A 22,965-nucleotide genomic window follows, 5' to 3' on the forward strand; every position below is an offset into this window, starting at 1 on the left:
CGCCCGCCCGGCACGGCGCAGGTCTTCCACAGGGGCGCTCTCGAGCGCTTGCCGTTGGGCAAGCCCGAAGTTTCGCGCAGAGCGTCCCGATGGATAACCTGATGCTCGATGCATGACGAGAACATACGACGAGAGGGAACCAGGAATGAACCTGAAGCGGATCGACGCGGCCATTGCCGCGTACAAGACGAAATCTGAAGACGCGGACGCGGCCCGTTTGGCGTTCTTCCGCGAGGTGTGGGGCGTGCAGGACAACGTGGCAGCCGAGGCCGCCGCGTTGTCGTACGAGGTGCCCGCCGCCGAGGACCTGCTTGCTTGGCATGCCGCATCGGGGCCGGTGCTCGCCCATGCGCCGGTGGAGATCGACTCGGAAACGCTTGCCGACGCAATCGAGCGCACGGCGGCGTGCCTGCTGGACAGCGGCGGCTTTCCTGCTACGGTGCAGGAGGCGTTCGCGCGCACGAAATGGGATCGAGTGGTCGCGGCGAGCGACGTGGCGCGCGCGGGGAGCGATCCCGCTGCGTACGTCGAGTCGTTCGGAGAGCTTCTGCGCGATGACGGCATGGACGAAGACCCTGCTCGCGTAGGGGCCTTGGCCGCATCCTTGGCGTTGCGCGCGCTGCTCGACGGGCCGGCGGCCCAGGTCAGTTCCGCGCTGCGCAAGGCGGGCGCGGCCGAGCCGCATCCGATGCGCTGCCCGGTGTGCGGCGGCGCCGCTACGGTGGCGCGCGTGGGCGACACCCAGGCGGTTCAGGGCCGCGGCAAAGAGCTGTGGTGCGGCCAGTGCGGCACCGCGTGGGATTTCGAGCGGGTTCGCTGCGCACGGTGCGGCACGCAGAACCAGGCGCACCTGCACTACTTCAACGTGGAGGGCGACGACGCGCACCGTATAGCAACCTGCGACGAATGCGGCGGCTATGTGCGCACCGTGTACCAGGAAGACGTTCTGGCGCCGTTCTCCTTCGAGGTAGAGGACGTGGTGATGGCGCGCTTGGACTTGATCGCCTATCAGCAGGCCAACGCTCAAGCGGCGGGCGAGCGCTGATCGCATCGGCGCATCCGCAGCCGCGGGCGCGCAAAGTGCGCTCGGCTGCGCGCCGAGTGCAGGGAAAACGAACGAAAGGAGGCCGCTTGTGGCCATCGTGGAGTACGCCGCGCCCGTCCCGCGGGAGACGGCCGAGCGACCTATTCGCATCTACTTGAACGACGCCCCGGTGGCGGTCAGCCAGGGAAGCCCCTACGGGCTGCACGAGCTTGCCGTGGGCTATCTGCTGTCGGAGGGATTGCTGAGCGATCGCGATCGCCTGGTCGAGGTCACGGCGGATCCTGAGAAGGCGGAGGTGTACGTGGCTTCCGGCGAGCGCGCGGCCGACGGCTACGTGCCGCTGCATCGCGTGACGTCGGCGGGCTGCGCGCAGTCGGCGCTGATGCGCAGCGGAGCGTGCGTGCCGGATGCGGCGCGGTTGTCGACGACCGCGCGCTTCGATGCCGACGCGCTCCTGTCCTGCATGGACGAGCTGTGCGAAAGAAGCCCGCGGCGCAATACGGGCGAGTGCGTGCACGGCTGCGGCCTGGGCGCGCCGGGGGAGGACCGCCTGCTGCTGGTGCGCGAGGATATTGGGCGCCACAACGCCATGGACAAGCTGATAGGGCAGGCGTGGCTCGATCGCGTGGACGTTCGCGACAAGGCCCTGTTCATCACCGGGCGCATTAGCGCGGAGATGGCGCTCAAGGCGTACCGCGGCGGGTGTCCCGTGCTGGTGTCGCGCAAGTCGGCTACCGACGAAGCAGCCCGGCGCGCGGCTTCTTTGGGCGTCACGCTCGTCTCGCATTGCCGCGACGGCCGCCTGAGGGTGCTGTCGTGCCCCGAGCGCATCGCGGGGTAAGGTATTCCAAGCGATCGAACGATGAAACGATGAAACGAAGGGCCGCTCACTGAGGCGGCCCTTCGTCGCGATGTATGCGTCAGCGCAGGTCGCTTACGTGCTGGCAGGCGTCGCCGTACGGCGCGTAGCGATAGGAGGCGACGTGCTCTTCTCCGTTCGCGGGGTCGAGGGCCAGGAAGTTGTCCAACGTCAGGTTGTCGGGGTCCTGAACGTCTTGGTATCCCATCAAGCAGATCCAATGCTCGCCGTACGGACCCGATACGTGTATGACGGTGGGCCTGCCTGCGGCGATCTCGTCGTAGGCTTCGCGCAGCAGGGCCGCGTCGGAGCCGAGCGAGCGAAACGAGGAGTTTCCTCCGCCCCATCCGGGCCAGGTGCAGCACCCGCATCCGTACGCCTCGTGTCCGTTTGCCTGGCCGGTAAGGATCGCGTCGCCGTAAGCGCACGCGTAGGCGGGGCAGCAGATGGTGTGGCCGCCGTTGAGCTGGTTGCCGATGGCGGCGATGAGCGCGGGATCGTAGTCGAGCCGCTTGTCGGATCGCTCGGCGGCGACCCGTGCGGTCTCTTCGGCCATCCTCTGCTCGGCAAGAGCCTGCACCTGATCGAGGTCGGGGGTCGAGTCTTCGTGCGCGAACGGCAAAAGGTCGACGAAGGCCGCTTGGCTCAACGGGAGGGATTCGCCGGTTTTTCCGAACAAGGGCTGCGGTTCGGCGGCGTAAGCGGCCGGCGCGCACGCGGCGCCGAGCGCCACGGCGAGCGCGGTTCCGACCGCGCAGGAGAAACGGGTAGAGCGCGATGCCATGCAAGCATCCTTTCCTCGGCCGCGTAGGGTTCGTTGTTCTGGTGTGGTTGCGACCGCGAGGCGAAATGGTAACAAAACGGCAACGCCCCATGTCATAAGCGCGCGAATGTGCGAGGAACCGTCACAAGCAGTCCTCGAATCCTTCACAGTAGTTTCGACGGCTCTCCTGCACTGCGGGCTCTCGCGCCGGAGAGCGCAGCGTGTTCGCCGAGCGGCGCGTTCCCGTTGGGCGCGCTTCGGTTTCGGGTTGGGGGATCGGTCCGAAAACCGAAGGCGCGGAGATTGCGGCACGGGCAGGGGGCGGCAAAGCGCAAGCGCGTTCCAAGTTTTGTGAGCAGTACATTGCGCAGCGTTCTGACCTGGTATGACGCATATCGTACCCCGTTTGCATGACAAGGAAAAACAGGGTATTGAGTACAAAATCACAGGTTTGCATGATAGCCGGTACGCCTTCGATGGGGCATAGTGAACGCCATCGAAACCGGTGCGGCCCATCAAGGAGGTGCGCGCCACCAGAACGCTGTAGGAGGCGCTTTACATGAAGATTCTTGGTATGGGTGTTCCCGAGCTCGTTATCATCCTGGCTGTCGTGCTGCTCATCTTCGGCCCGAAGAACCTCCCCAAACTGGGTGCGTCCCTGGGCAAGACCGTGAAGAACCTGCGCGAAGGCATGGGCGGCGGCAAGGACGACGCCTCCGACGCCGTGGAGCTGGCGGTCGAGGACGTCGTGGAAGACGACGAGCCTGCCGCTCAGCCCGTGAAGAAGACGGTGCGCGCGAAGAAGACTTCGCAGACCGCCTAGCAACCAACCTGATCACTCTCTATTTTCGGCGCGACCCCTCCCTCCCTCGCGCCCGCAACGCCCCGCCGCATCCGTGCCGCGGGGCGTTGCGTTTTCGGGAGCAGGAAGCCTCGCGGGCGTTCGGGCGGCTCCCGCGAGGCTCCTGCTTTCGTTCGTGTTCGATGGGGAACGGATCGTCTTTCGCGTCGCTTGGCAGAGCGCCGCAGCCATGCGGGTTGTTTCGGCGGCGGTCTTAACTCACGGAGAACAGCCCCGAAAGATAGCCATGGCTGCCGGGCATGCTCTCGATCGACCTGCTTCCGAGGGGTTCTATGCTTTCGGCATCGTATCGGTGCATCGCCCAATCTCCAAGCACGTATATCGAGCCTTCGGTTACAACCATGCGCTGCGCTTCATGCGGGAAAGCATGCTCCTCGATGGCTCCCGTCGCCAGATCCACGATGCTGAGCGCGCTGTCGTCTTGCCCCTGGACGACGTTGTAGTGGGCGACGTAAAGCTTGCCGTTCGCGAAGGCCATGCTCGAAGCGCCGCCCTTGCTCAATTGAATGGCGCCCGCCGTGTTGTCTTCGGTATCGAGCACGCCGATCTGCCTTCCCGTCAAGCCGGTGCCGCAATAGTAGATGCTTCCGTCATGCGCAACCGTCCGGTAGACGTCCGAGTCGTAGGCGCCGCAATCGATCGATTCCTCGAGGGTCAGGTTCTCGTCGTAGCGCAAGATCGTCGAAGAGCCGTCGTCAAGAGACGATGCGAAAGCGTACAGGCTGTCTTCGTGCCAAACGAGCTTCGACACGTAAACTCCTTCGACGGACGCGCTCGATACGCTCCCGTCGTCGATTCGGCAGCGATCGATGCGGGTTGCGTGGCTCGTCGCGTTGCAGGTGAAGACGTATTCGTCGCTCGCAGCTACGTCGTTCACGGTCGGCTGGTCTACGGCGTATGCCTTGGTGGAGAGGGAGTCTAGATCAACTTGGAGCACGGCGCTGCCGTCTTTGGCCTTGCTCCTTCCCAGGGACATGGTGAAAAGGCTGCCGTTGCAAACCAGGGGATCGCAAAAGACGTTGCCCACTGCCGCATAGTTCAAAGGAAGCTGCGCTACCTCGTTCATTTCCTTATCGTACAGAACGACCCTGCTCGTCTTGGCCGTCTCGCGCGTTTCGATGATGCCGATAGAGGCGTTGGCGGAAGCATCCCGTTCGTCGTTCGAAGCGCAGCCGTAAAGGCCGATTGCTGCAAAGACCATCGTGCCAACGAGAAAGAGTATCGAAGCTCGTTTCATGGCGAATCCTTTGATCGCGAAAGGTGCAGGCGTCGCGTTTCCGTAGGACCCTTGAAACGATTATAGGCTATCGAAAAAGCGCCTCGTCAAGACTGCGGCGGAATGATCCCCCTACGGGTTCGGGCGTTTCGATGCCGGGTTGTTGTCGACATCGTTCGATTGGCCCGTTCTGCAGGGTATTCTCAGCACGTCTGCTTCAGCGGTTCGGGGAGGGATGCCCTTGCGCGCCAGGAGCCTTCTTTTTCGCCGCCTCGCGTGGTTGCGCACGAAAAACCGCCTTCGCTGGCAGGTTTTGACGGTTTGAGGTCGTCGAGCGCGCGCTATGGGCATCCTTTCTCCGGCGTTGCTTTCGACCGGGCTTCTGACCAGGTACGATGTCGAAGCGCTTGCGCTCTGCAAAACGAAGGGCGGAAGAGACGACCCCTAACCGTCAAAACCTGCCAGCGAAGGCGGTTTTTCGTGCGCGGCGGCCTATCGGGGCTTGCAGGCGGACGAAACTTTCGTGCCGTGCCGTGCCGTGCCGCATGGGGGGAGGGGTATGGGCTCCCGGCACGTCTGCGCTTTTGAACTTCGGAGACTCGCGGGAGTTCGGACGGTTCCCGCGAGCGGTTCCCATCTCCTGCTATCATGGATGTGTACTGCGTATCGTATCGAATGGAATGGAGGGGTCAGTGCAGCTCGGCTTGCGACTCGACCGGATAACCGAGCCGTCCGCGGTGCGGGCCATCTTGGGGTTCGCCTGCAATCAGGGGTTCGTGTTCTCCCTGTTCTACCTGGGCGCCAACCGCGCCTTCGGGGAGGGGGAGTTCGCTTTCGAGCGCGCCGATTTGCTTCTGACCCTGGCGTTCATGGTGCTTTCGTTCGCGATGCTGCGCAACGCGTCTCTTCGCGCGCGCGATGCGCTGCTGTCCCGCACGCTGCTTTGGTGCTATGCGGGGCTGCTGGTGCTGGGGTCGGTCGTGTCGTCTTTGGCTGGGACGGGTGCATGGGGCATCGCCGTGGAAGGGCTGCTCGTGGGCGTGCCCGCCGGGTTCATGCTGGCTGCTTGGGGCCGTGCGTTCGGTGTTCGCCCGGTTGATCGCTGCGTGCCCGAGGTGTTCATTGCCGCGGCGGTCGCTGCGGGGTTGTGCTTGGTGTTCTCCCTTATCCCGGTCGAGCATGCGCTGCTCGCTCTCAAGCTGCTGCCGTTGGGAAGCGCGTTCGCGCTGCGCGGCTTGGAGCCTTTCGCGCGAGAAGAGGATGCTTCGTCGCGCAAAGGGCCGTCCGCCGGGCTGCAGAGCTTCAGGTTCGGCGATCTGGTCGCCACGCGCGAGCAGCATGACGAAACGGCGCGCCTGTCGAAGAAGATCATCGCGGGAACCGGGTTGTTCGGCCTGACCGCGGGTTTCATGGAAACGTTCGCGTCGGATCCGGGCATGGCTTCGACGCCGGCGTTCTCGGCCAGCTTGCTGCTGCTGGTCCTGTTCTGCGTGGCGGCGCTCCAGCTGATCTCGAGCGGGGCTTCGGCGGGTTCGGATGCCGCCGATCAGCAAGGCCCCCTCGACGGCGTGTACCGCCTTGCCGTGCTGGTGATGATGGCCGGCTTTCTGTTCGTGCCGGTTCTGGGGTCGTTCGGGGTTCCGGGCGAGTCCATCATGCTGGCAGGCTATCTGGGGCTTACGTACGTGCTGGTTTCCCTATTCCTGGTGATGGCGAAGCTGACCGGCCAGGATGCGGCGCTGTCCTTCGCGCGGGGCTTCGCCATGCTCTACTTGGGCGAGATGGCCGGAATCGCCTTGGGCAACGCCATCGAGCTGTTCGAGCCCGTCGAGCAGGCTCCGTACGCTATCGCCGCGTTCGCAGGGCTAGCGGCCCTGTACGCGTATTTGTTCCTGTTCACCGAGCGCGACTTCCGCGCGCTCTCGGTGATCGTGCGCGACGCCGATCGATTCGACGAGGCGTGTCGGGCCATATCCCAGGATCATGCGCTTTCGAAGCGCGAGTCCGAAATCCTGCCGCTTGCGCTGCGCGGCCGCACCGGCGAGCGCATAGCGGGCGAGCTGTTCATCTCGAAGAGCACGGTGGACACGCATTTGCGGCGCATTTACGCGAAGACGGGCACTCATGGGCGTCAGGAACTCATTGACCTGGGCGAGCGCACGGTGCGCCGCCTTGGCGGCAAGTAGCGCGCTTCAGGGCTTTCGCCCCGGCGTGCAAGGAGGACTGCATGGTTGACGAAGAATTGAAGAGCGCGCTGCTTCGCCGTTTGGGCGACGAAGCCGTGCGGTTCGATGTGCCCATGGCGCAGCTCACGACATTTCGCGTCGGGGGTCCGGTGGACTGCCTGGTGGAGCCTCGCGACGAAGAGGGCCTTGCCTTCGCGTTGCGGGCGTGCCGCGAGGCGGGCGTCGAGGTGCGCATCGTGGGCCTGGGCAGCGACCTGCTGGTAAGCGACGAGGGTCTGCGCTGCGTTGTGGTGCGCATCGCCGACAACCTGTCGGACGTGAGCGTTTCGGGCAACATCGTGCGCGCCTGCGCGGGCGCTTCGAACGCGAAGGTCGCGCGCGTAGCATGCGAGGCCGGGCTGGCCGGATACGAATTCGCCAGCGGAATTCCGGGTACCGTCGGGGGCGCCGCCATCATGAACGCCGGCGCTTACGGGGGAGAGTTTCGCGACGTGGCAAGGTCGTTGCGCTGTCTGACGCCGGATGGCCGCATCGTGGAGGTGAGCGCCGAGGAAGCGGACTGGTCGTATCGTCACAGCATGATGGACGACGAGCGCTACGTGGTGCTGTCCGCGGTTGTGGAGCTTTCCTTCGACGATCCCGCGGCCATTGCGGAGCGCATGGAGGATCTGGAGCGGCGTCGGGCCGAGAAGCAGCCGCTCGAGCTGCCCAGTGCGGGCAGCACCTTCAAGCGCCCGGAGGGCTACTTCGCAGGAAAGCTGGTGCAGGATGCCGGCTTGCGAGGATATCGCGTGGGCGGGGCGCAGGTTTCGACCAAGCATTGCGGCTTCGTGGTGAACGTGGACGGAGCGAGCGCCGCGGACGTGCGCCGCGTGATAGCCGACGTGCAGGATCGCGTTCAGGCGAGCGCGGGCGTTAGGCTGCAGCCCGAGGTGCGGATGTGGGGCTTTCGGGAGGAAGCGCGCTGACGAACGCTGCGAGCAGCGTGCCGGCGAAGCGCTTGCGCCTGCCCGTCTCTATATGATATAAAAGAAGTAACAAATAATCGAGAGCGACGATGCTTCGCAGACGAGGGGGCGGGCGTTGATAGACAAGGCTATCTTCGCGCTACAGGGCGTGCGCGCGGCGCTTGTCGTATTGGTCGCATTTGCCTGCGCGCGTGCGTTCGCCGTGGTGGGGCAAGCTTGGGCCCTTGCTGCCGCGATCGTGGATTTGTGGAAGGGCGCTTCGGTGTCCGACCAGGTTTTCTGGATAGCGCTGTTCGTCGCATGCTTCGTTGCGCGGCAGGTTCTTTTGTACGCGCAGGAAACGTACCTCGATCGCTACGCGGCCGCGCGGGCCGACGAACTGCGCCAGCGGCTGCTCTCGCGCGTGTTCGAAACGGGCGCGGCGGTGGTGCAGAAGCACGGGACGGGCAACGTGACCACCCTTGTTTTAGAGGGCGTCGACCAGGTGGAGACCTATATTCGCCTGATTCTGCCGAAGGCCGTGGGCGTCGTGGTCATCCCCCTGGTGCTTCTGTGCTGGATATTCCCGCTCGATTGGGTTTCGGGCGTGATCGCGCTGGTGGCGTTTCCCTTCATTATCCTGTACATGGTCATCTTGGGACATACGGCGCAGGACGAGGCCGCCAAGCAGCACGCGACGTTTCAGATGCTGTCGAACACGTTCATCGACGCGCTGCGCGGCATCGACACGCTCAAGCTGTTCGGTCGCGGTCGCTCCTACGGCAGCAGCATCTACGCGGCGAGCGAGCGCTTCCGCGAAGCAACCATGAAAACCCTGCGCGTGGCCACGCTGTCGAGCACCGTGCTGGATTTGTTCGCAACCGGCTCGCTGGCGGCTGTGGCGATCATGCTGGGGTTTCGCCTGGTGGACGGGACGCTTGCCTTTTTCCCGGCGCTCGTGGTGCTGGTGATGGTTCCGGAGTACTTCAAGCCGGTGCGCGAGTTCGCCGCCGACTACCACGCCTCGCTCGACGGAAAGAACGCGCTGGTTTCGATCCTCGGCATCGTCGACGAGCCGCAGGCCGCGCCCGTCGACGATGCTTCGGATCCCGTGCCGACCTGGGGGCCGGACTGCACGTTTTCCGCCTGCGGCGTGGGTTTCTCGTACCCGGGTTTCAAGGCGCTCGAGGACGTGCGGTTCGAGGTGCGCGGCTTCGCGCGCGTGGGCATCGTCGGTGCGAGCGGCGCTGGCAAGAGCACCCTGGTCAACCTGCTGGGCGGCTTCGCCGATCCAAGTGCGGGGTCGTTTCGCGTGGGTGGCGCGACTGCGGCCGGGCTGCATCGGGTCGATTGGCAGCGGCAGACGGTCTACATTCCCCAGAATCCGTACGTGTTCCATGCCACGCTGCGCGAGAACATCGCGTTTTACCGCCCCGATGCCGACGAGGCGGACGTTTCCTGCGCAGTCGAGGCGATGGGCCTTGGCGATCTGGTTTCCCAGCTTCCTGACGGCTTGGATACGGTTATCGGCGAGGGGGCCCGGTCCCTTTCGGGCGGACAGGCGCAAAGGATAGCCCTTGCGCGCGCGTTTCTGGATGCTGATCGGCGGATTCTCTTGTTCGACGAACCGACGGCGCACCTGGATATCGAGACGGAATGGGAGCTCAAGGAGCGCATGCTGCCCCTCATGGAGGGGCGCCTGGTGTTTTTCGCCACCCACCGGCTGCATTGGATGTCCGATATGGACTACGTGCTGGTGGTCGACGGGGGCCGCGTGGTGGAGGCGGGTCGTCCCGAAGAGCTGGCCGTGCACGACGGGCCGTATGCGCGGCTTGCGTCTCGGTTGGGCGGTGATGTCGCATGAGCGGCGTGGATGCGAAGGGGGCGAGGGCTATGCGCAGGACGTGGCGCGAGGATCGCTGGGTCGTGCCGTTCTTCAAGCGGTACCGCAAGGTGCTTGCGCTCGCGCTGTTCCTGGGCTTCGCGACGTTCGCTTTCGCGGCCGGCCTCATGTTCACCTCCGGCTTTCTGATAAGCGGCGCCGCCGGTGTGCCCGAATCCATTTTGGCCCTTAATTTGCCGCTCATCTTCGTGCGCATATTCGGCATAGGCAAGCCGCTGCTTCATTACCTGGAGCGGCTGTGCAGCCACGACTGGGTGCTGCGCATGACGTCCGACCTGCGCCTGAAGCTGTACCGGTCGCTTGAGAAGGATGCTCTGTTCTTCCGCGCGACGCATCGTACGGGCGATGTGCTGGGTCTTTTGTCCGAGGATATCGGGCATTTGCAGAACCTTTATTTGAGAACGGTGTTCCCGACGGTGATCGCCTGGGCGCTGTGGTTCGCCCTGGTGGCGGCTGCGGGGTTCTTCTCGCCGTTTCTGGCGTGCATGCTGCTTGTCATGCTAGGGTCGGCGGTCCTGCTGCTGCCTGCGGTTTCGGTGCTGGCATGCGGCGCGCGCCGCATGCGCTACAAAGCGCTGCGAAACGATCTGTACGCCGAGCTGACCGACAACGTGCTGGGCGTGTCCGACTGGGTGTTCTCCCAGCGCGGCGACGAGTACCTGACGCGCTACCGCGCGGCCGAGCGCTCCATGAGGGAGCTGGCCGCCGCCGAGGAGCGCTTCGCCCGCCGCCGCGACGTGGTGCTGCAGGTTCTGTTCGCCGTGACGGCCGCCCTGCTCCTTGTTTGGGCGGGTTCGCACTTCGGCGGGCAGGGCGCCGATACGGCGAACTGGATCGCAGCGTTCGTGCTGGGCTTCTTCCCGCTCATCGACGCGTTCGCGCCGCTGTCGGCGTCGGCGGTCGACGCGTTCTCGTACGGCGACTCGCTCGAGCGCTTGAACGAGCTTCCGGATGCCGACGAGCGCTCTGCGAAGCAAGCCGCGCAGCCGTGCGCGCCCCTCGATATGCTGGTGGAGGGCGTAACGTATGCGTATCCGGGATCTGCGCGGCCCGTGCTCAAGGGGATGCAGCTTGAGGTTCCCGCAGGCCAGAAGGTCGCGATCCTGGGACGCAGCGGTGCGGGGAAGAGCACGCTCGCATCGCTCATGCGAGGCGATCTCGCTCCCGACGAGGGGCGGGTTACGCTCGGCGGCGTGCCGACGCGCGACCTGGGCGACGACGCGTGCGCGTACATCGGCGTGATTCAGCAGCGCGTTTACCTGTTCAACATGACGCTTTTGGAGAACGTGCGCATTGGGAGGCCCGACGCGTCCGTTGACGAGGTGCGAAACGTTCTCGAGCAGGTAGGCTTGCGCGACATGGTCGGCCGGCTTCCCGATGGGCTGGACACGATGGTCGACGAGGCTGGCCTGCGGTTCTCGGGCGGCGAGAGGCAGCGCATCGCGCTTGCGCGCGTGCTTTTGCAGGATGCGCCCGTTGTCATCTTGGACGAACCGTGTGTCGGGCTGGATCCTTTGACCGAGCAGGCCCTGCTGTCCACGCTCTTCAAGACGCTGGCCGATCGCACCGTCATCATGATCACGCATCACCTGCTGGGCGCTTCGGCTTGCGATCGGGTGGTGTTCGTGGAGGACGGCCGCGCGGTTTTGGACGGAGCTCCGTGCGAGCTCGAGCGAACGAGTTCGCGCTATCGCCGCCTGCTCGCGTTCGACCGGGGGCGGCGGCTGCAAGACGTCGACGAGTCGTGCGAGGGCTGAGGCGCTTGCGGTTTCTGCTAGTATGGAGTCATGGACCAAGACCGCCCGACATACCGAGACTTTGCCGTATGGGCACGTCACCCGCTCGACGAGGTCGAGCGCGATTGCGAGGTGCAGGCGTTTCGGGCCAGCGGGCCGGGCGGGCAATGCGTGAACACCACGGACTCGGCGGTGCGCATGGAGCACCGCCCAAGCGGGATCGTCGTGGTTTCGCGCGAGTCGCGCAGCCAGTTTCGCAATAGGCGGCTGTGCTTGCAGAAGCTGCATGCCGCGTTCGAGCGCGCGGCGATGCCCCCGAAGGCTCGCCATGCCACGAAGCCTTCCCGAAGGGCGCGCGAGGCGCGCCTGGCCGACAAGCATCGCCGCGCCCAGGTGAAGTCGCGGCGCGGGCGCGTGGAGGGGGAGTAGCTGCGGTTTTGCCGAGTCGTTGGGACGGGCGGCGCTCGGGTTTCCCCCTAAGTGCGCTCCGGTTCGTCGTCGATGCGCTCGATGAGGTAGCCGTATTCGAATATCTGCCCAAGACAGAAGATGATGCCCGCCGCAACCAGGGCGACGATGCCCGTTTCGTTGAATATCGTGAAGTGAGTCTGGCCGGTGACGAAGCTGAGAAGCGCATATCCCAGCCACCTCGGCAGCAGCACGGCGGCGAGCAGCAGCACGGCTACCGTTTTGATCTTGCGCGGCAGCTCTTTGGAGAAAGGGGTTTGCTCGCGCGCGATGCGAAGGAGCGTGAGGGCTACGTACACGAACAGGATCGCAAGGAGCGCCAGCTGGACCAAGCTGGTGACGGTCCTCACGACAAGCCGGTCTCCGGGAATGGGGTTCAGGCTTGCCAGGGAGGGTAGGCCGAAGAACGCGAGGGCGATTGCGATTGCCGCCGTCAAGATGAAGAGCGCGACAGCCGCGATGGTCGCGTTCCGCTTGATCTTTCGCCTGATCTGCTCCATAGAGGGTCCTTTCTTCGGTGCTTGCCATCGTACCTCATAACATGATGGCGAACGGCGAAACCATGACGTTTTACGTTAGATGATCCCGGGTGCTGCGGAAAGGCGCGAGCGCCTCGCTGCGCCATCTTCGTCCAGGTTCTGTCAAAATGAACGAGTTTTGCTGGTCCTCAAACCAGGATAAATGCAGCACGCAAGTCTCTGACCAGGCATGATGAAAAATGCCCCTTTGCAACCTGCCTGCGAGAGGCGGAAAATCCCCGCAAAACTCGTCCGTTTTGACAGAACCTGGAAATCTCTGCGGCGAATTGAAGCGTTCCCGCCAACCTTGCCGATCCCCATGCTCAATCCGAAAAACCTGCCGGGTTTTCGGATCGCAAGCACGAAAGGCGCCCCGAAGCGCCCCGGCATCTCGCTGCTCGGGGCGCCGCGCAGGCGTCGAGCGATCCTCGCACGCGGCGCATCCCGCACGCCGCCGCACGCAGCCCGCCCGTCGTTCGCCGCACACAGCTCGCCTGCCGCATCCGAGCGCGCGTAATTCGCCGCTTCGGCGCGTCTGGTGATTCTTGGAACTTTGCGCCTTGTCGGTCTCGCTCCGGTATCCTTGTTGGTCGCTTACAGGAACCCCGACATTTCAAGGACGGCATCCATGCTCAAGGTGAACCGTGCGGTACTGCACGTTTTCGATTTCGTTTCGTGCGTCAACGTCTTCTCTCAGGAAGAGCTTGACCTGGACAGTAAGAACGCCAAGCGCTACGTGACGAGCCATGCGAAAAAAGCGCTCGGCAACCTGGACAACAAGCGCGGCGAGTTCTCCGAAGACAGCATGTTCGCCGAAGAGATTCGCGCGTATTTTCTGGGGCAGCGCGACTTCATCGACTTGTCCGTGCAGGTAGCCGAGTTCATCGCTACCGAGCTGGGCCGCATGGAGAAGGCCGAGTCGACCGATCTTCTGGTCATCGACTTCGAGGACGACGCCGACTCTAACGTGCGGAACATGACCGACGAGGAGGCCGAGGCGGCCTATCGCGGCGAAGGGAAGCGCTACTTCGCGCTCCTTCTGCTGGAAAGCAAGCAGGCGTTCATGCACGAGGTGGGCCGCGGCGAGGAGGGCGGCACGCGCGTGGACGTGGCGCGTCACCATGCGATCCTTCCGAACCCCTCACAAAAGGTTGCTTCCTACGCGTTGATCGAGTCGAAGTCGCTCGCGGTGCTGTTCTGCGACAAGAAGCGCACCATCGCTGGCGAAGACCGCTGGCTCATCCCCGACGGGTTGCTGCAGTGCTCCATGGAGGCGTCGAGCAAGGAGGTGTTCGACACGGTCGCCCGCATCGTGGAAGAAGTTGCCGAGGAATACGGCGCCAACACGGCGATGGCGGTTTCGAAGGCGAAGGCCTATGTGGCCGAAAACGCCGAGGAGTCGGACGAGCTTGCGCCGTGGGATCTTGCTGACGAGGTGTTCGAAGACGAGCCTTTGCAGAAGCGCTTTGAGGAAGCGCTCGCCGAGGAAGCGCTGCCGGAGCGCGTGGTCGTGGAGAAGGCGGTGGCCCAGCGCGTGGCGAAAAGCCACAAGATCGTTACCGATACGGGCATCGAGGTGAAGTTCCCGGCCGAATACTCGCAAAGCCCCGAGTTCATCGAGTTCGTCAGCGCGCCGAACGGGCTGATCTCCATCGAGCTGAAGAACATCGGGCGCATCGAGAACCGCTAAGCGCCCGCGGCTTCAGGAGGGGCGAGGGACCGATCGAGCCGTGGCGAAGCGGGAGGGGGATGCCCCGTTGCTGCGCCTTGCCCGGTCGGTTCTGGGATTTTGTCCATCTGCCCCTGCGCCGCTGGCAGAGTTTTCCGGCTTCCTCCTTTCTTTCCGATCAAGTTGCTATACAATAGATTAACTTTTCATCCGACAGGCACCGCCGACCACGCTCGCTGGCGACGATGCTGCGATTCGCCAGAAGGAGGTCTAGCGACTATGGAGCCGAACATCGAAGAGGTGGCAGGGCGCATTCGGGCGCTACGCGAAGACCTCGACATCACCATGCAGGAAATGGCGGATGCTACCGGACGTTCCGTGGCGGAGTACGCCGCGCAGGAATCCGGTGATCAGGACCTGTCGTTCACGTTTCTGTACAAGTGCGCCGAGCGGTTGGGCGTCGACGTCATTGAGCTGCTGACCGGCGAAAACCCGCATCTGTCCGGCTACTCGCTCACGCGCGCCGCCGATGGCCTGTCCATCAAGCGCCGCGCAGGCTTCGAGTACCTGCACAAGGCTCCTCACTTCAAGAACAAGCTGGCGGAGCCGTTCCTGGTAACCGCTCCTTATCTGGAAGAGGAGCAGGACCGCCCCATTCACCTGTCCTATCACGTGGGACAAGAGCTCGACTACATCATCTCGGGACGCATGCGCTTCGCGTACGAGGACCATGTTGAAGAGTTGGAAGCCGGCGATCTGCTTATGTACGATTCCGGCCGCGGCCACGGCATGATCGCCACCGGAGGCGAGCCGTGCACGTTTCTGGCCATTGTCATGAAGCCCCACGGGGAAACGATTATCTAGGCGCTGCCGACCGCCGCTCGCGCACTGCGGGCGATCGCGCGCCTGACAGCGCCTTCAATTCGATGATCGTATCCGTCTCGCGGCGGGCTGGCCGCCGCATATCCTGCAAGGAAGAACACCTATGAGAAACATCAACCTCCGTTACGTGAACGAAGCCTACGACTGCGAAGGCAAACTGTCCGATTTCCAGGTCAAATGCCCCGAAGCCTTCAACTTCGGCTACGACGTGGTGGACGACATCGCGCTGAACGACCCCGATCGTCGCGCCATGGTGTGGTGCAACCCCGAAGGCGAAGAGCACGTGTTCACGTTCGGCGACATGAAGCGCTGGTCGGACAAGACCGCCAACTTCCTGGCGGACGCCGGCATCGGTCGCGGCGACTACGTCATGGTGATCCTGCGCCGCCATTACCAGTTCTGGTTCGTGGCCACGGCGCTGGCGAAGCTGGGCGCGGTCATGGTGCCCGCCACCTTCATGCTCAAGGAACACGACCTGGAGTATCGCCTGAACGGCGCTTCCATCAAAGCCATGATCGCCACGTCGCTGGGCGACATCGCCGAAGTGACCGACGCCGTGGAGGCGTCGTGCCCGTCGCTCACGGCGAAGATCCTGGTGAACGGCGCGGGCGGCGGTTTGACGCCCGAAGACGAAACGGGTGCGATCGTGCTGCCCGAAGGCGAGCTCATCGGCCCCGCCCTGTCCGGGCCGGAGGGCGTGTGCGCGGCTCCCGCCGTGCGCGAGGGCTGGCTCGATTTCAACACGGGGGTGCGCGCCGCCTCCGACGAGTTCGCGCGCCGCGAGACGGCCGCCGCCGATCCCATGCTCATGTACTTCTCGTCCGGGACGTCGGGCAATCCGAAAATGGTGCTGCACGATTCCGAATACGCTATCGCGCACCTGGTCACGGCCAAGCATTGGCACAACGTGGATCCCGAAGGCGTGCATTTCACCATCGCGGACACGGGTTGGGGCAAAGCCGTGTGGGGCAAGTACTACGGACAGTGGCTCATGGAGGCGTGCGTGTTCACGTACGACTTCGACCGGTTCCATCCGTCCGAGATCCTTTCGCTCATCGGGCGCTACGGCATCACCACGCTGTGCTGCCCGCCCACCATGTACCGCATGATGATGGCCGAGGACATCGATTCGTTCGACCTGTCCACGCTTGCGTACTCCACCACGGCGGGCGAGGCGCTCAACCCCGACCTGTTCGATTTCTGGAAGGAGCACACGGGGCTCACCATCTTCGAAGGGTTCGGGCAGACCGAAACGCCGCTGACCATCGCGAACCTGACGGGGTCTTCTCCGCGTCCCGGCTCCATGGGCAAGCCCATCCCGCTGTACAACACGCAGATCCTGCGCGAGGACGGCTCGCGATGCGAAACGGGCGAAACGGGCGAAGTGTGCATCGACGTGCGCGAGAAGGCTCCCGGCATCATGCTGGAGTACTACCGCGATCCCGAGAAGACGGCGGCGGCCATGCACGACGGCTGGTACCACACAGGAGACACGGCCTGGCGCGACGAGGACGGCTACTTCTGGTACGTCGGCCGCAACGACGACGTCATCAAGTCGAGCGGTTACCGCATCGGCCCCTTCGAGATCGAAAGCGTGCTGCTCGAGCACGAGTCCGTGCGCGAGTGCGCGGTCACGGGCGTGCCCGACCCGGTGCGCGGCAAGGCCGTCAAGGCCACCGTGGTGCTGGCGGAAGGGTTCGCGGGCTCCGACGCGCTCACGCGCGAGCTGCAAACCTGGGTCAAGCACCGCACGGCCCCGTACAAGTACCCGCGCATCGTGGAGTACGTCGAGGCGCTGCCGAAAACCGTGAACGGCAAGATCCGCCGTGCGGCCATCCGCGAGGTGGACGAGAGCGCGAAGCCCGTGGAAGGGCTCGTGTGATGAGCGCGCAGCGCTATGCCCCCGACGCGTCGGTGGTGGTCGTGTGCGGCCACTACGGCGTGGGGAAGACGAACTTCTCGCTCAACCTGGCCTTTGACGCGCGCGAGCGCGGCGTGGACGTGACCCTGGTCGATTTGGACGTGGTGAATCCCTACTTCCGCTCGAGCGACTACCGCGCGCTGCTGGAAGAACGGGGGATTTCCGTGATCGCTCCGGTGATGGCGGGAACCACGCTCGACAGCCCCAGCTTGTCCGGGGCCGTCGGCCCGGCCGTCGAGTCGGCTCGCAAGGACGACGGGCGCGAGCGCCTGCTCATCATCGACGCCGGGGGCGACGACGTGGGCGCGACGGCGCTCGGCCGGTTTGCCGGTTCGGTTGCGGCGGCTCCCTACGAGATGCTGTACGTGGTGAATCGCAGCCGCAACCTTACGCAGGACCCGGCCGAGGCGGTCGACGTGCTGCGCGAAGTGGAGGAGAAATGCCACCTGCGCGCCACTGCGATCGTGAACAACACGCACCTCAAGCAGGATACCGACGAAGCTACGGTGAGGCAGGGCGTGCCCTTCGCGCAAGCGGTCGCGGAGCAGGCGGGCCTGCCTTTGGCGTGCACGACGGTCCCGATAAGCCTCGCAGACCGGAAAACTGCCCTCTTTGGACTGAATGACGGTCGGCAAACGCTCTATCCTGTGCAAGTATATGTACGTACTCCTTGGGAATAATGCGAGAGTACGCGTTTCAGCGGGTTTGTCCGTCTGATGCGCGTTGAGCTCCTGTGCCCGCGGCGCGGCGCAGGAGCCTACAAGACGAGGAAGGTTCCATCATGCCGAGAATACTGGTAGACGATCATTTTTGCAAAGGGTGCGGCCTGTGCGTCGACGCGTGCCCGACGCACATCATCGAACTCGATCACGAGCGCATCACCGCGAAGGGCTACCATCCGGCGCGCCTGATCGATGCCGAGCGTTGCACGGGCTGCATGTCCTGCGCGCTCATGTGTCCCGACGTCGCGATTACGGTGGTGAGGTAGCTATGGCAGAGAAAGTGCTCATGAAGGGCAACGAGGCGATGGCCGAGAGCGCGATTCGCGCCGGGTGCCGATTCTTCTTCGGATACCCCATCACGCCGCAGACCGAGCTTGCCGCGTACATGTCCAAGCGCTTGCCGAAGGAAAACGGCACGTACCTGCAGGCGGAAAGCGAAGTCGCGGCCATCAACATGGTGTACGGCGCCGCGTCTGCGGGCGCGCGCGTCATGACGTCCTCCTCGTCGCCGGGAATCTCGCTCAAGGGCGAGGGCATCTCCTACATGGCCGGCTGCGATCTGCCGGGCGTCATCGTGAACGTGCAGCGCGGCGGCCCGGGCCTCGGCGGCATCCAGCCGTCGCAGTCCGATTACTGGCAGGCCACGCGCGCAACCGGCCACGGTGACTTCCAGATCATGGTGTACGCGCCTTCAACCGTGCAGGAAATGGCCGACTGCGCCTACCTGGCTTTCGACAAGGCCGACGAGTACCGCATCCCCGTCATGATCTTGGCCGACGGCATGCTGGGCCAGATGATGGAGCCGGTGGTCCTTCCCGAGCGCAAAGAGCAGCTGCCCGAGAAGCCCTGGGCCACCACGGGCCACAAGAACGCCCGCGCCCACAACATCATGGACTCGCTGTACCTCAAGGCGGAAGACCTCGAGCGCCTCAACCGCGAGCGGTTCGAGCGCTACGACCTGATCAAGGCCAACGAGCAGCGTGCCGAGTCGTTCATGGTCGACGACGCCGACATCGTGCTGGTCGCGTTCGGCGCCTCCGCCCGCATCGCGCGCAGCGCGGTCGTGTCGGCTCGCGAGAAGGGCATCAAGGCCGGCCTCATCCGTCCGATCACGCTGTGGCCGTTCCCGACCGACGCGCTGGAGCACGTCATGGGCACCGCCAAGACGTTCCTGTCGGTCGAGATGAACATGGGCCAGATGGTCGACGACATTCGCTTGGCGGCCGCGGGCCGCGTTCCGGTCGAGTTCTTCGGCCGCACGGGCGGCATCATCCCCACGCCGGTGGAGGTGCTTGCCAAGATCGAGGAGCTGCAGGGAAAGGTAGGTGCGTAGCATGAGCGCCGAAGAGAAGATCGTGTTCGAGCGTCCGCATGCGCTCCTTCCCGTCATCACCAATTACTGTCCGGGCTGCCCGCACGGCATCGTGCATCGTTTGGTGGCCGAAACCATCGACGAACTGGGCGTCGAGGGCGACACGATCGGCGTCGCGCCGGTCGGCTGCGCCGTCACCAACCCCGACTTTTTCTCCTGCGACATGGTCCAGGCCGCGCATGGGCGCGCGCCGGCGGTGGCCACCGCGGTGAAGCGCGTGCTTCCCGACAGCGTAGTGTTCTCCTATCAGGGCGACGGCGACCTGGCTTCCATCGGCATGGCCGAGACCATCCACGCGGCAACGCGCGGCGAGCACATCACCGTCATCTTCATCAACAACGCCATCTACGGCATGACGGGCGGCCAAATGGCTCCCACCAGCTTGCCGAACCAGGTGACGCAGACCTCGCCGTACGGCCGCGACGTGTCCACGGCGGGCTACCCGGTGCGCGTGTGCGAGATGCTGAGCACGCTCGACGGCGTGGCGTACCTGGAGCGCGTGACGGTGGACAGCCCCAAGAACGTGCGCAAGGCGAAGAAGGCCATTAAGAAGGCGTTCCAGAACCAGATCGACGGCGTGGGGTACTCGCTGATCGAAGTGGTGTCCACGTGCCCGACGAACTGGGGCCTCACGCCGCAGGATTCGTTTGCGTGGATGCGCGAGAACATGCTGCCGTACTATCCGCTGGGCGTGTACAAAGACGTGGTGGCCGACGGGTTCGCCAATGCAGCCGAGGCTGCGTCGGCGCGCAACGCCGATTGCCCGGTGGCGCATCCGGTGACGGAAGGGGGTGCGCGATGAGCCGCACCATGAACGCCGTTCTGGCGGGCTTCGGCGGCCAGGGCATCCTGTTCGCCGGCAAGATCATCGCCATCTCCGGCCTGATCGAGGACCGCGAGGTTTCGTGGCTGCCTTCCTACGGTCCCGAGATGCGCGGCGGCACCGCGAACTGCAGCGTGTGCCTGGCCGACGATCCCATCGGCAGCCCGCTCGTGCTGACGCCCGACGTGCTGGTGGTCATGAACCAGCCTTCGCTCGACAAGTTCGAGGGCAGCGTGCAGGAAGGCGGCACCGTGGTGGTGGACTCCACGCTGGTGCAGCGCATCCCCGAGCTTCCCGGCGTGAACGTGTTCGCCGTTCCGGCCACGCAGCTGGCCGAAGAGAACGGCTACAAGGGCCTGGCGAACGTGATCCTGGTAGGGAAGCTGTTCGCCGAAACCGGGTTCTGTTCCGAAGAGACGCTTAAGGCGGCTGTCGAGAAGTGCGTGCCCGCGAAGAAGATCGCGAAGCTCCCGGCGAACCTTGCCGCGCTTGAGCTGGGAATGAAGTCGTAGGTCGTGCCGAGGGGCGCATCGCAAGAGCGCCCCGCCCGCGCGCGGCGCGGGCGAGTGAGGTGGAGGGAGCCACATGGTAGCTGAACTGGCCGAGATCGGCCTGCGCATCAAGGGCCTGCGCGAGGCGTGCGACGTCACGCCCGAGGACATGGCCGCCGAGCTTGAAGTGTCGCTGGAGAAGTACCTCGAATGGGAGGAAACGGGCGCTGACGTGCCTATTTCCGCCATTTACCACCTGGCGCACACCTTCGGCGTGGAATTCACCGAGATCCTGACGGGAACCGCGGCGAAGCTGAACACCTATCAGGTGGTGAAGAAGGGGGAGGGCCGCGAGGTCGATCGCTACCCCGGCTACCACTTCGAGGATCTGGCTTGGCGCTACACCGGCAAGATCATGCAGCCTTTGCTGGTGGTGCTTGATCCGTCGGACGAGCCGGCGAAGCTGGTTGCGCACACCGGCCAGGAGTTCAACCTTGTCCTCGAGGGCACGGTCGTCGTGACGTGGGAGGACAAGGAATTCGAGTTGCACGCCGGCGACAGCATCTACTTCAACCCGGAGCATCCGCACGGTCAGCGTTGCGGAAGCGACGTGCCCGCCAAGTTCGTCACCATCATCGCGGAGTGCCCGATCCGCCGTTCTCCGAACGGCGGATCCGCTCGACGCTGCGAAGCGCTGCGGCGGCCCATCTTGCCGCTCCAAGCCCTCGTCGCGTACCCACGGTACGCTTCCTCGGGCTTTCACGGCAATCTGAGCCACCGCAGCGCTTCTCGCTGACCTTGCTGGACCGATAAGGCGTGAGAAAGGAAAGCTGCGCCCGTGAATCACATCTTGAAGAAATACTGTTCGCGCATCGAGTTCGATTCGTACGAGGACTTTTACGAGAACTTTCAGATCGACGTGCCCGAGGCGTTCAACTTCGGTTTCGACGTAGTGGACGAATGGGCGCGCGTGGAGCCGGGCAAGCAGGCGCTCGTGTGGTGCGACGACCATGATGCCGAGCATGCGTTCACGTTCGAGGAGCTTGCGCGTCTATCGAACCGCGCCGCTCACGGCTTCGCGCGACTGGGCATCGGCAAGGGCGACGTGGTCATGATGATCCTGCGCCGCCGCTGGGAGTACTGGGTGTGCGCCGTGGCGCTGTGCAAGCTGGGCGCCACCATCATTCCTGCGTCGTTGCAGCTGACGAAGAAGGACATCGTGTACCGTGCGGCCAGCGCGCAGGTGAAGGCCGTCGTATGCGTGAACGACGAGTACGTGTGCGAGCAGATGGAAGAGGCGCTGCCCGAGTCGCCGTCCATCGCAAATCGCATCATCGTGGCCGGTCAACGAGACGGTTGGACCACGTTCGACCAGCTGATCGAGGGCGAGTCCGACGAGTTCGAGCGCCCCGTGGGCGAAGCCGGCGTCACGAGCAAGGACATCATGCTCATCTACTTCACGTCGGGCACCACCGGCATGGCGAAGGCCGTGTGCCACAACTTCGCGCATCCTCTGGGCCATATCATCACCGCGAAGTACTGGCAGCAGGTGGAGGAGAACGCGCTGCACATGAGCGTGACCGACAGCGGCTGGGCGAAGTTCGGCTGGGGCAAGATCTACGGGCAGTGGATTGCCGGCGCCACCGTGTTCGCCTACGACATGGACAAGTTCGTGCCGGAAAAGCTGCTGCAGAAGATCCAGGACCATAAGCTGACCACGTTCTGCGCGCCGCCCACCATGTACCGCTTCATGCTGCAGGAAGACGTGAGCGCCTACGACCTGTCGAGCGTGCACACGTTCGCCACGGCAGGGGAGCCGCTCAACGCCGAGGTGACGCTTGCGTGGGAGCGGCTGACGGGCAAGAAGATCCGCGAGGGTTTCGGCCAGACGGAGGGCCCGGTGCTGCTGGCGACGTTCCCGTGGATCGATCCGCGTCCCGGCTCCATGGGCAAGCCGTCCCCGCTTTTGAACGTCAAGCTGCTCGATGACGACGGCGTGGAGGTTCCCGATGGCGAAGAGGGCGCGATCTGCGTCACGGGCCTGAAGGAAGCGTATCCGCCGGGCCTGTTCGTAGGGTACTACCAGGACGAAGAGCGTACGCGCGAAGCCGTGGGCGGCGCGTACTACAACCTGCACGACATGGCGTGGCGCGACTCGGACGGGTACTGCTTCTTCGTCGGCCGCAACGACGACGTCATCAAGTGCTCGGGCTACCGCATTGGGCCTTTCGAGGTGGAAAGCGCGCTCATCGAGCATCCGGCGGTGGTCGAATGCGCCGTGACGGCTGCGCCCGATCCGATCCGCGGCAAGGTGGTCAAGGCCACGATCGTGCTCGCTCGGGGCTACGAGCCGTCCGACGAGCTGGTCAAGGAGCTGCAGAACCACGTGAAGCACGTGACCGCCCCGTACAAGTACCCGCGCATCGTGGAGTTCGTCGACGAGCTTCCCAAGACCATCGGCGGCAAGATCAAGCGCAAGCTGATCCGCAACAACGACGGTATCGAGGACTAACGGCGATCGGGCCGGCCTCGTTTCCCGGCCCGATCGGCTTCAACGGCGCTCTCGGATAGATTTTCGCCCG

At 64.5% G+C, this 22,965-nt stretch carries 20 protein-coding genes and 1 pseudogene; 18 read left to right on the forward strand and 3 right to left on the reverse strand.

The features are described from left to right. Nucleotides 1-145 precede the first annotated feature (145 nt). Both ACTQZK_RS01165 and ACTQZK_RS01170 read left to right on the forward strand, forming a co-directional pair. Entirely contained in the window at nucleotides 146-1,045 is a 900-nt protein-coding gene (locus ACTQZK_RS01165; RefSeq protein WP_441898063.1) for a formate dehydrogenase accessory protein FdhE, read from the forward strand. An 88-nt stretch (nucleotides 1,046-1,133) separates the two neighbouring features. Next, the gene (locus ACTQZK_RS01170; RefSeq protein WP_441898065.1) at nucleotides 1,134-1,886 is read left to right on the forward strand and encodes a formate dehydrogenase accessory sulfurtransferase FdhD; all 753 of its coding nucleotides are present in this window, start codon (nucleotides 1,134-1,136) and stop codon (nucleotides 1,884-1,886) included. A 79-nt stretch (nucleotides 1,887-1,965) separates the two neighbouring features. Here the strand turns inward: ACTQZK_RS01170 and ACTQZK_RS01175 are convergent, their stop codons facing one another. Next, on the reverse strand, nucleotides 1,966-2,688 hold the full coding sequence (locus ACTQZK_RS01175) for a hypothetical protein (protein ID WP_441898067.1): 723 nt from the start codon (nucleotides 2,686-2,688) through the stop codon (nucleotides 1,966-1,968). A gap of 538 nt (nucleotides 2,689-3,226) precedes the next feature. On the opposite strand from ACTQZK_RS01175, the gene tatA reads away from it, so the two are divergent. Further along, nucleotides 3,227-3,490, forward strand: coding sequence for a twin-arginine translocase TatA/TatE family subunit (gene tatA, locus ACTQZK_RS01180; RefSeq protein ID WP_114565762.1), 264 nt, complete (start codon nucleotides 3,227-3,229; stop codon nucleotides 3,488-3,490). A gap of 232 nt (nucleotides 3,491-3,722) precedes the next feature. Here tatA and ACTQZK_RS01185 read toward each other — a convergent pair whose 3' ends face one another. Beyond that, entirely contained in the window at nucleotides 3,723-4,766 is a 1,044-nt protein-coding gene (locus ACTQZK_RS01185; protein ID WP_441898070.1) for a hypothetical protein, read from the reverse strand. A 671-nt stretch (nucleotides 4,767-5,437) separates the two neighbouring features. Between ACTQZK_RS01185 and ACTQZK_RS01190 the strand changes: the two genes are divergently transcribed. The 5 genes and pseudogenes from ACTQZK_RS01190 to ACTQZK_RS01210 all read left to right on the forward strand — a co-directional run. After that, on the forward strand, nucleotides 5,438-6,931 hold the full coding sequence (locus ACTQZK_RS01190; protein WP_216528563.1) for a helix-turn-helix transcriptional regulator: 1,494 nt from the start codon (nucleotides 5,438-5,440) through the stop codon (nucleotides 6,929-6,931). Between the two features lie 41 nt (nucleotides 6,932-6,972). Next, nucleotides 6,973-7,899 (forward strand): UDP-N-acetylmuramate dehydrogenase, encoded by a 927-nt coding sequence (murB, locus tag ACTQZK_RS01195; protein WP_216528562.1) that lies wholly within the window; start codon nucleotides 6,973-6,975, stop codon nucleotides 7,897-7,899. Between the two features lie 115 nt (nucleotides 7,900-8,014). Then, the gene (gene cydD / locus ACTQZK_RS01200; protein WP_441898073.1) at nucleotides 8,015-9,742 is read left to right on the forward strand and encodes a thiol reductant ABC exporter subunit CydD; all 1,728 of its coding nucleotides are present in this window, start codon (nucleotides 8,015-8,017) and stop codon (nucleotides 9,740-9,742) included. Nucleotides 9,743-9,771: 29 nt separating this feature from the next. Beyond that, a complete protein-coding gene (gene cydC / locus ACTQZK_RS01205) occupies nucleotides 9,772-11,538 on the forward strand; it encodes a thiol reductant ABC exporter subunit CydC (RefSeq protein ID WP_441898075.1) in 1,767 nt (588 codons plus the stop codon). Nucleotides 11,539-11,658: 120 nt separating this feature from the next. Continuing rightward, nucleotides 11,659-11,946 (forward strand): annotated as a pseudogene (locus tag ACTQZK_RS01210) (peptide chain release factor-like protein); the annotation flags it as partial. A gap of 47 nt (nucleotides 11,947-11,993) precedes the next feature. Here ACTQZK_RS01210 and ACTQZK_RS01215 read toward each other — a convergent pair. Then, nucleotides 11,994-12,485 (reverse strand): hypothetical protein, encoded by a 492-nt coding sequence (locus tag ACTQZK_RS01215; protein ID WP_428422112.1) that lies wholly within the window; start codon nucleotides 12,483-12,485, stop codon nucleotides 11,994-11,996. A gap of 646 nt (nucleotides 12,486-13,131) precedes the next feature. Here ACTQZK_RS01215 and ACTQZK_RS01220 point away from each other — a divergent pair. From ACTQZK_RS01220 to ACTQZK_RS01265, 10 genes are all read left to right on the forward strand, one after another. Then, nucleotides 13,132-14,193, forward strand: a complete 1,062-nt coding sequence (locus tag ACTQZK_RS01220) for a nucleoid-associated protein (protein WP_441898077.1) — start codon at nucleotides 13,132-13,134, stop codon at nucleotides 14,191-14,193. 258 nt (nucleotides 14,194-14,451) lie between these two features. Further along, on the forward strand, nucleotides 14,452-15,036 hold the full coding sequence (locus ACTQZK_RS01225; protein WP_114565753.1) for a helix-turn-helix domain-containing protein: 585 nt from the start codon (nucleotides 14,452-14,454) through the stop codon (nucleotides 15,034-15,036). Nucleotides 15,037-15,157: 121 nt separating this feature from the next. Further along, nucleotides 15,158-16,936 (forward strand): AMP-binding protein, encoded by a 1,779-nt coding sequence (locus tag ACTQZK_RS01230; protein ID WP_114565752.1) that lies wholly within the window; start codon nucleotides 15,158-15,160, stop codon nucleotides 16,934-16,936. After that, a complete protein-coding gene (locus tag ACTQZK_RS01235; protein ID WP_114565751.1) occupies nucleotides 16,936-17,655 on the forward strand; it encodes a nucleotide-binding protein in 720 nt (239 codons plus the stop codon). The genes ACTQZK_RS01230 and ACTQZK_RS01235 overlap by 1 nt, the downstream gene beginning before the upstream one ends. A gap of 101 nt (nucleotides 17,656-17,756) precedes the next feature. After that, complete coding sequence (locus ACTQZK_RS01240; RefSeq protein WP_114565750.1) at nucleotides 17,757-17,963, forward strand: 4Fe-4S binding protein; 207 nt, start codon at nucleotides 17,757-17,759, stop codon at nucleotides 17,961-17,963. A gap of 2 nt (nucleotides 17,964-17,965) precedes the next feature. Continuing rightward, nucleotides 17,966-19,030: a 3-methyl-2-oxobutanoate dehydrogenase subunit VorB gene (locus ACTQZK_RS01245; RefSeq protein ID WP_114565749.1), complete on the forward strand. Its 1,065-nt coding sequence runs from the start codon at nucleotides 17,966-17,968 to the stop codon at nucleotides 19,028-19,030. Between the two features lies 1 nt (nucleotide 19,031). After that, nucleotides 19,032-19,871, forward strand: coding sequence for a thiamine pyrophosphate-dependent enzyme (locus ACTQZK_RS01250; RefSeq protein ID WP_114565748.1), 840 nt, complete (start codon nucleotides 19,032-19,034; stop codon nucleotides 19,869-19,871). Next, on the forward strand, nucleotides 19,868-20,404 hold the full coding sequence (locus ACTQZK_RS01255) for a 2-oxoacid:acceptor oxidoreductase family protein (protein ID WP_441898081.1): 537 nt from the start codon (nucleotides 19,868-19,870) through the stop codon (nucleotides 20,402-20,404). Before ACTQZK_RS01250 ends, ACTQZK_RS01255 begins: the two co-directional genes overlap by 4 nt. Before the next feature lie 73 nt (nucleotides 20,405-20,477). Further along, nucleotides 20,478-21,179, forward strand: coding sequence for a helix-turn-helix domain-containing protein (locus ACTQZK_RS01260; protein ID WP_441898083.1), 702 nt, complete (start codon nucleotides 20,478-20,480; stop codon nucleotides 21,177-21,179). Between the two features lie 42 nt (nucleotides 21,180-21,221). Next, nucleotides 21,222-22,895 carry an AMP-binding protein gene (locus tag ACTQZK_RS01265; RefSeq protein ID WP_441898085.1) on the forward strand — a complete coding sequence of 558 codons (1,674 nt, stop codon included), beginning with the start codon at nucleotides 21,222-21,224 and terminating at the stop codon, nucleotides 22,893-22,895. The last annotated feature ends 70 nt before the right edge of the window (nucleotides 22,896-22,965 follow it).

Origin of the sequence: Paraeggerthella sp. LCP19S3_G8, from assembly GCF_052119225.1 — a bacterium.
Taxonomy (GTDB): domain Bacteria; phylum Actinomycetota; class Coriobacteriia; order Coriobacteriales; family Eggerthellaceae; genus Paraeggerthella; species Paraeggerthella hominis.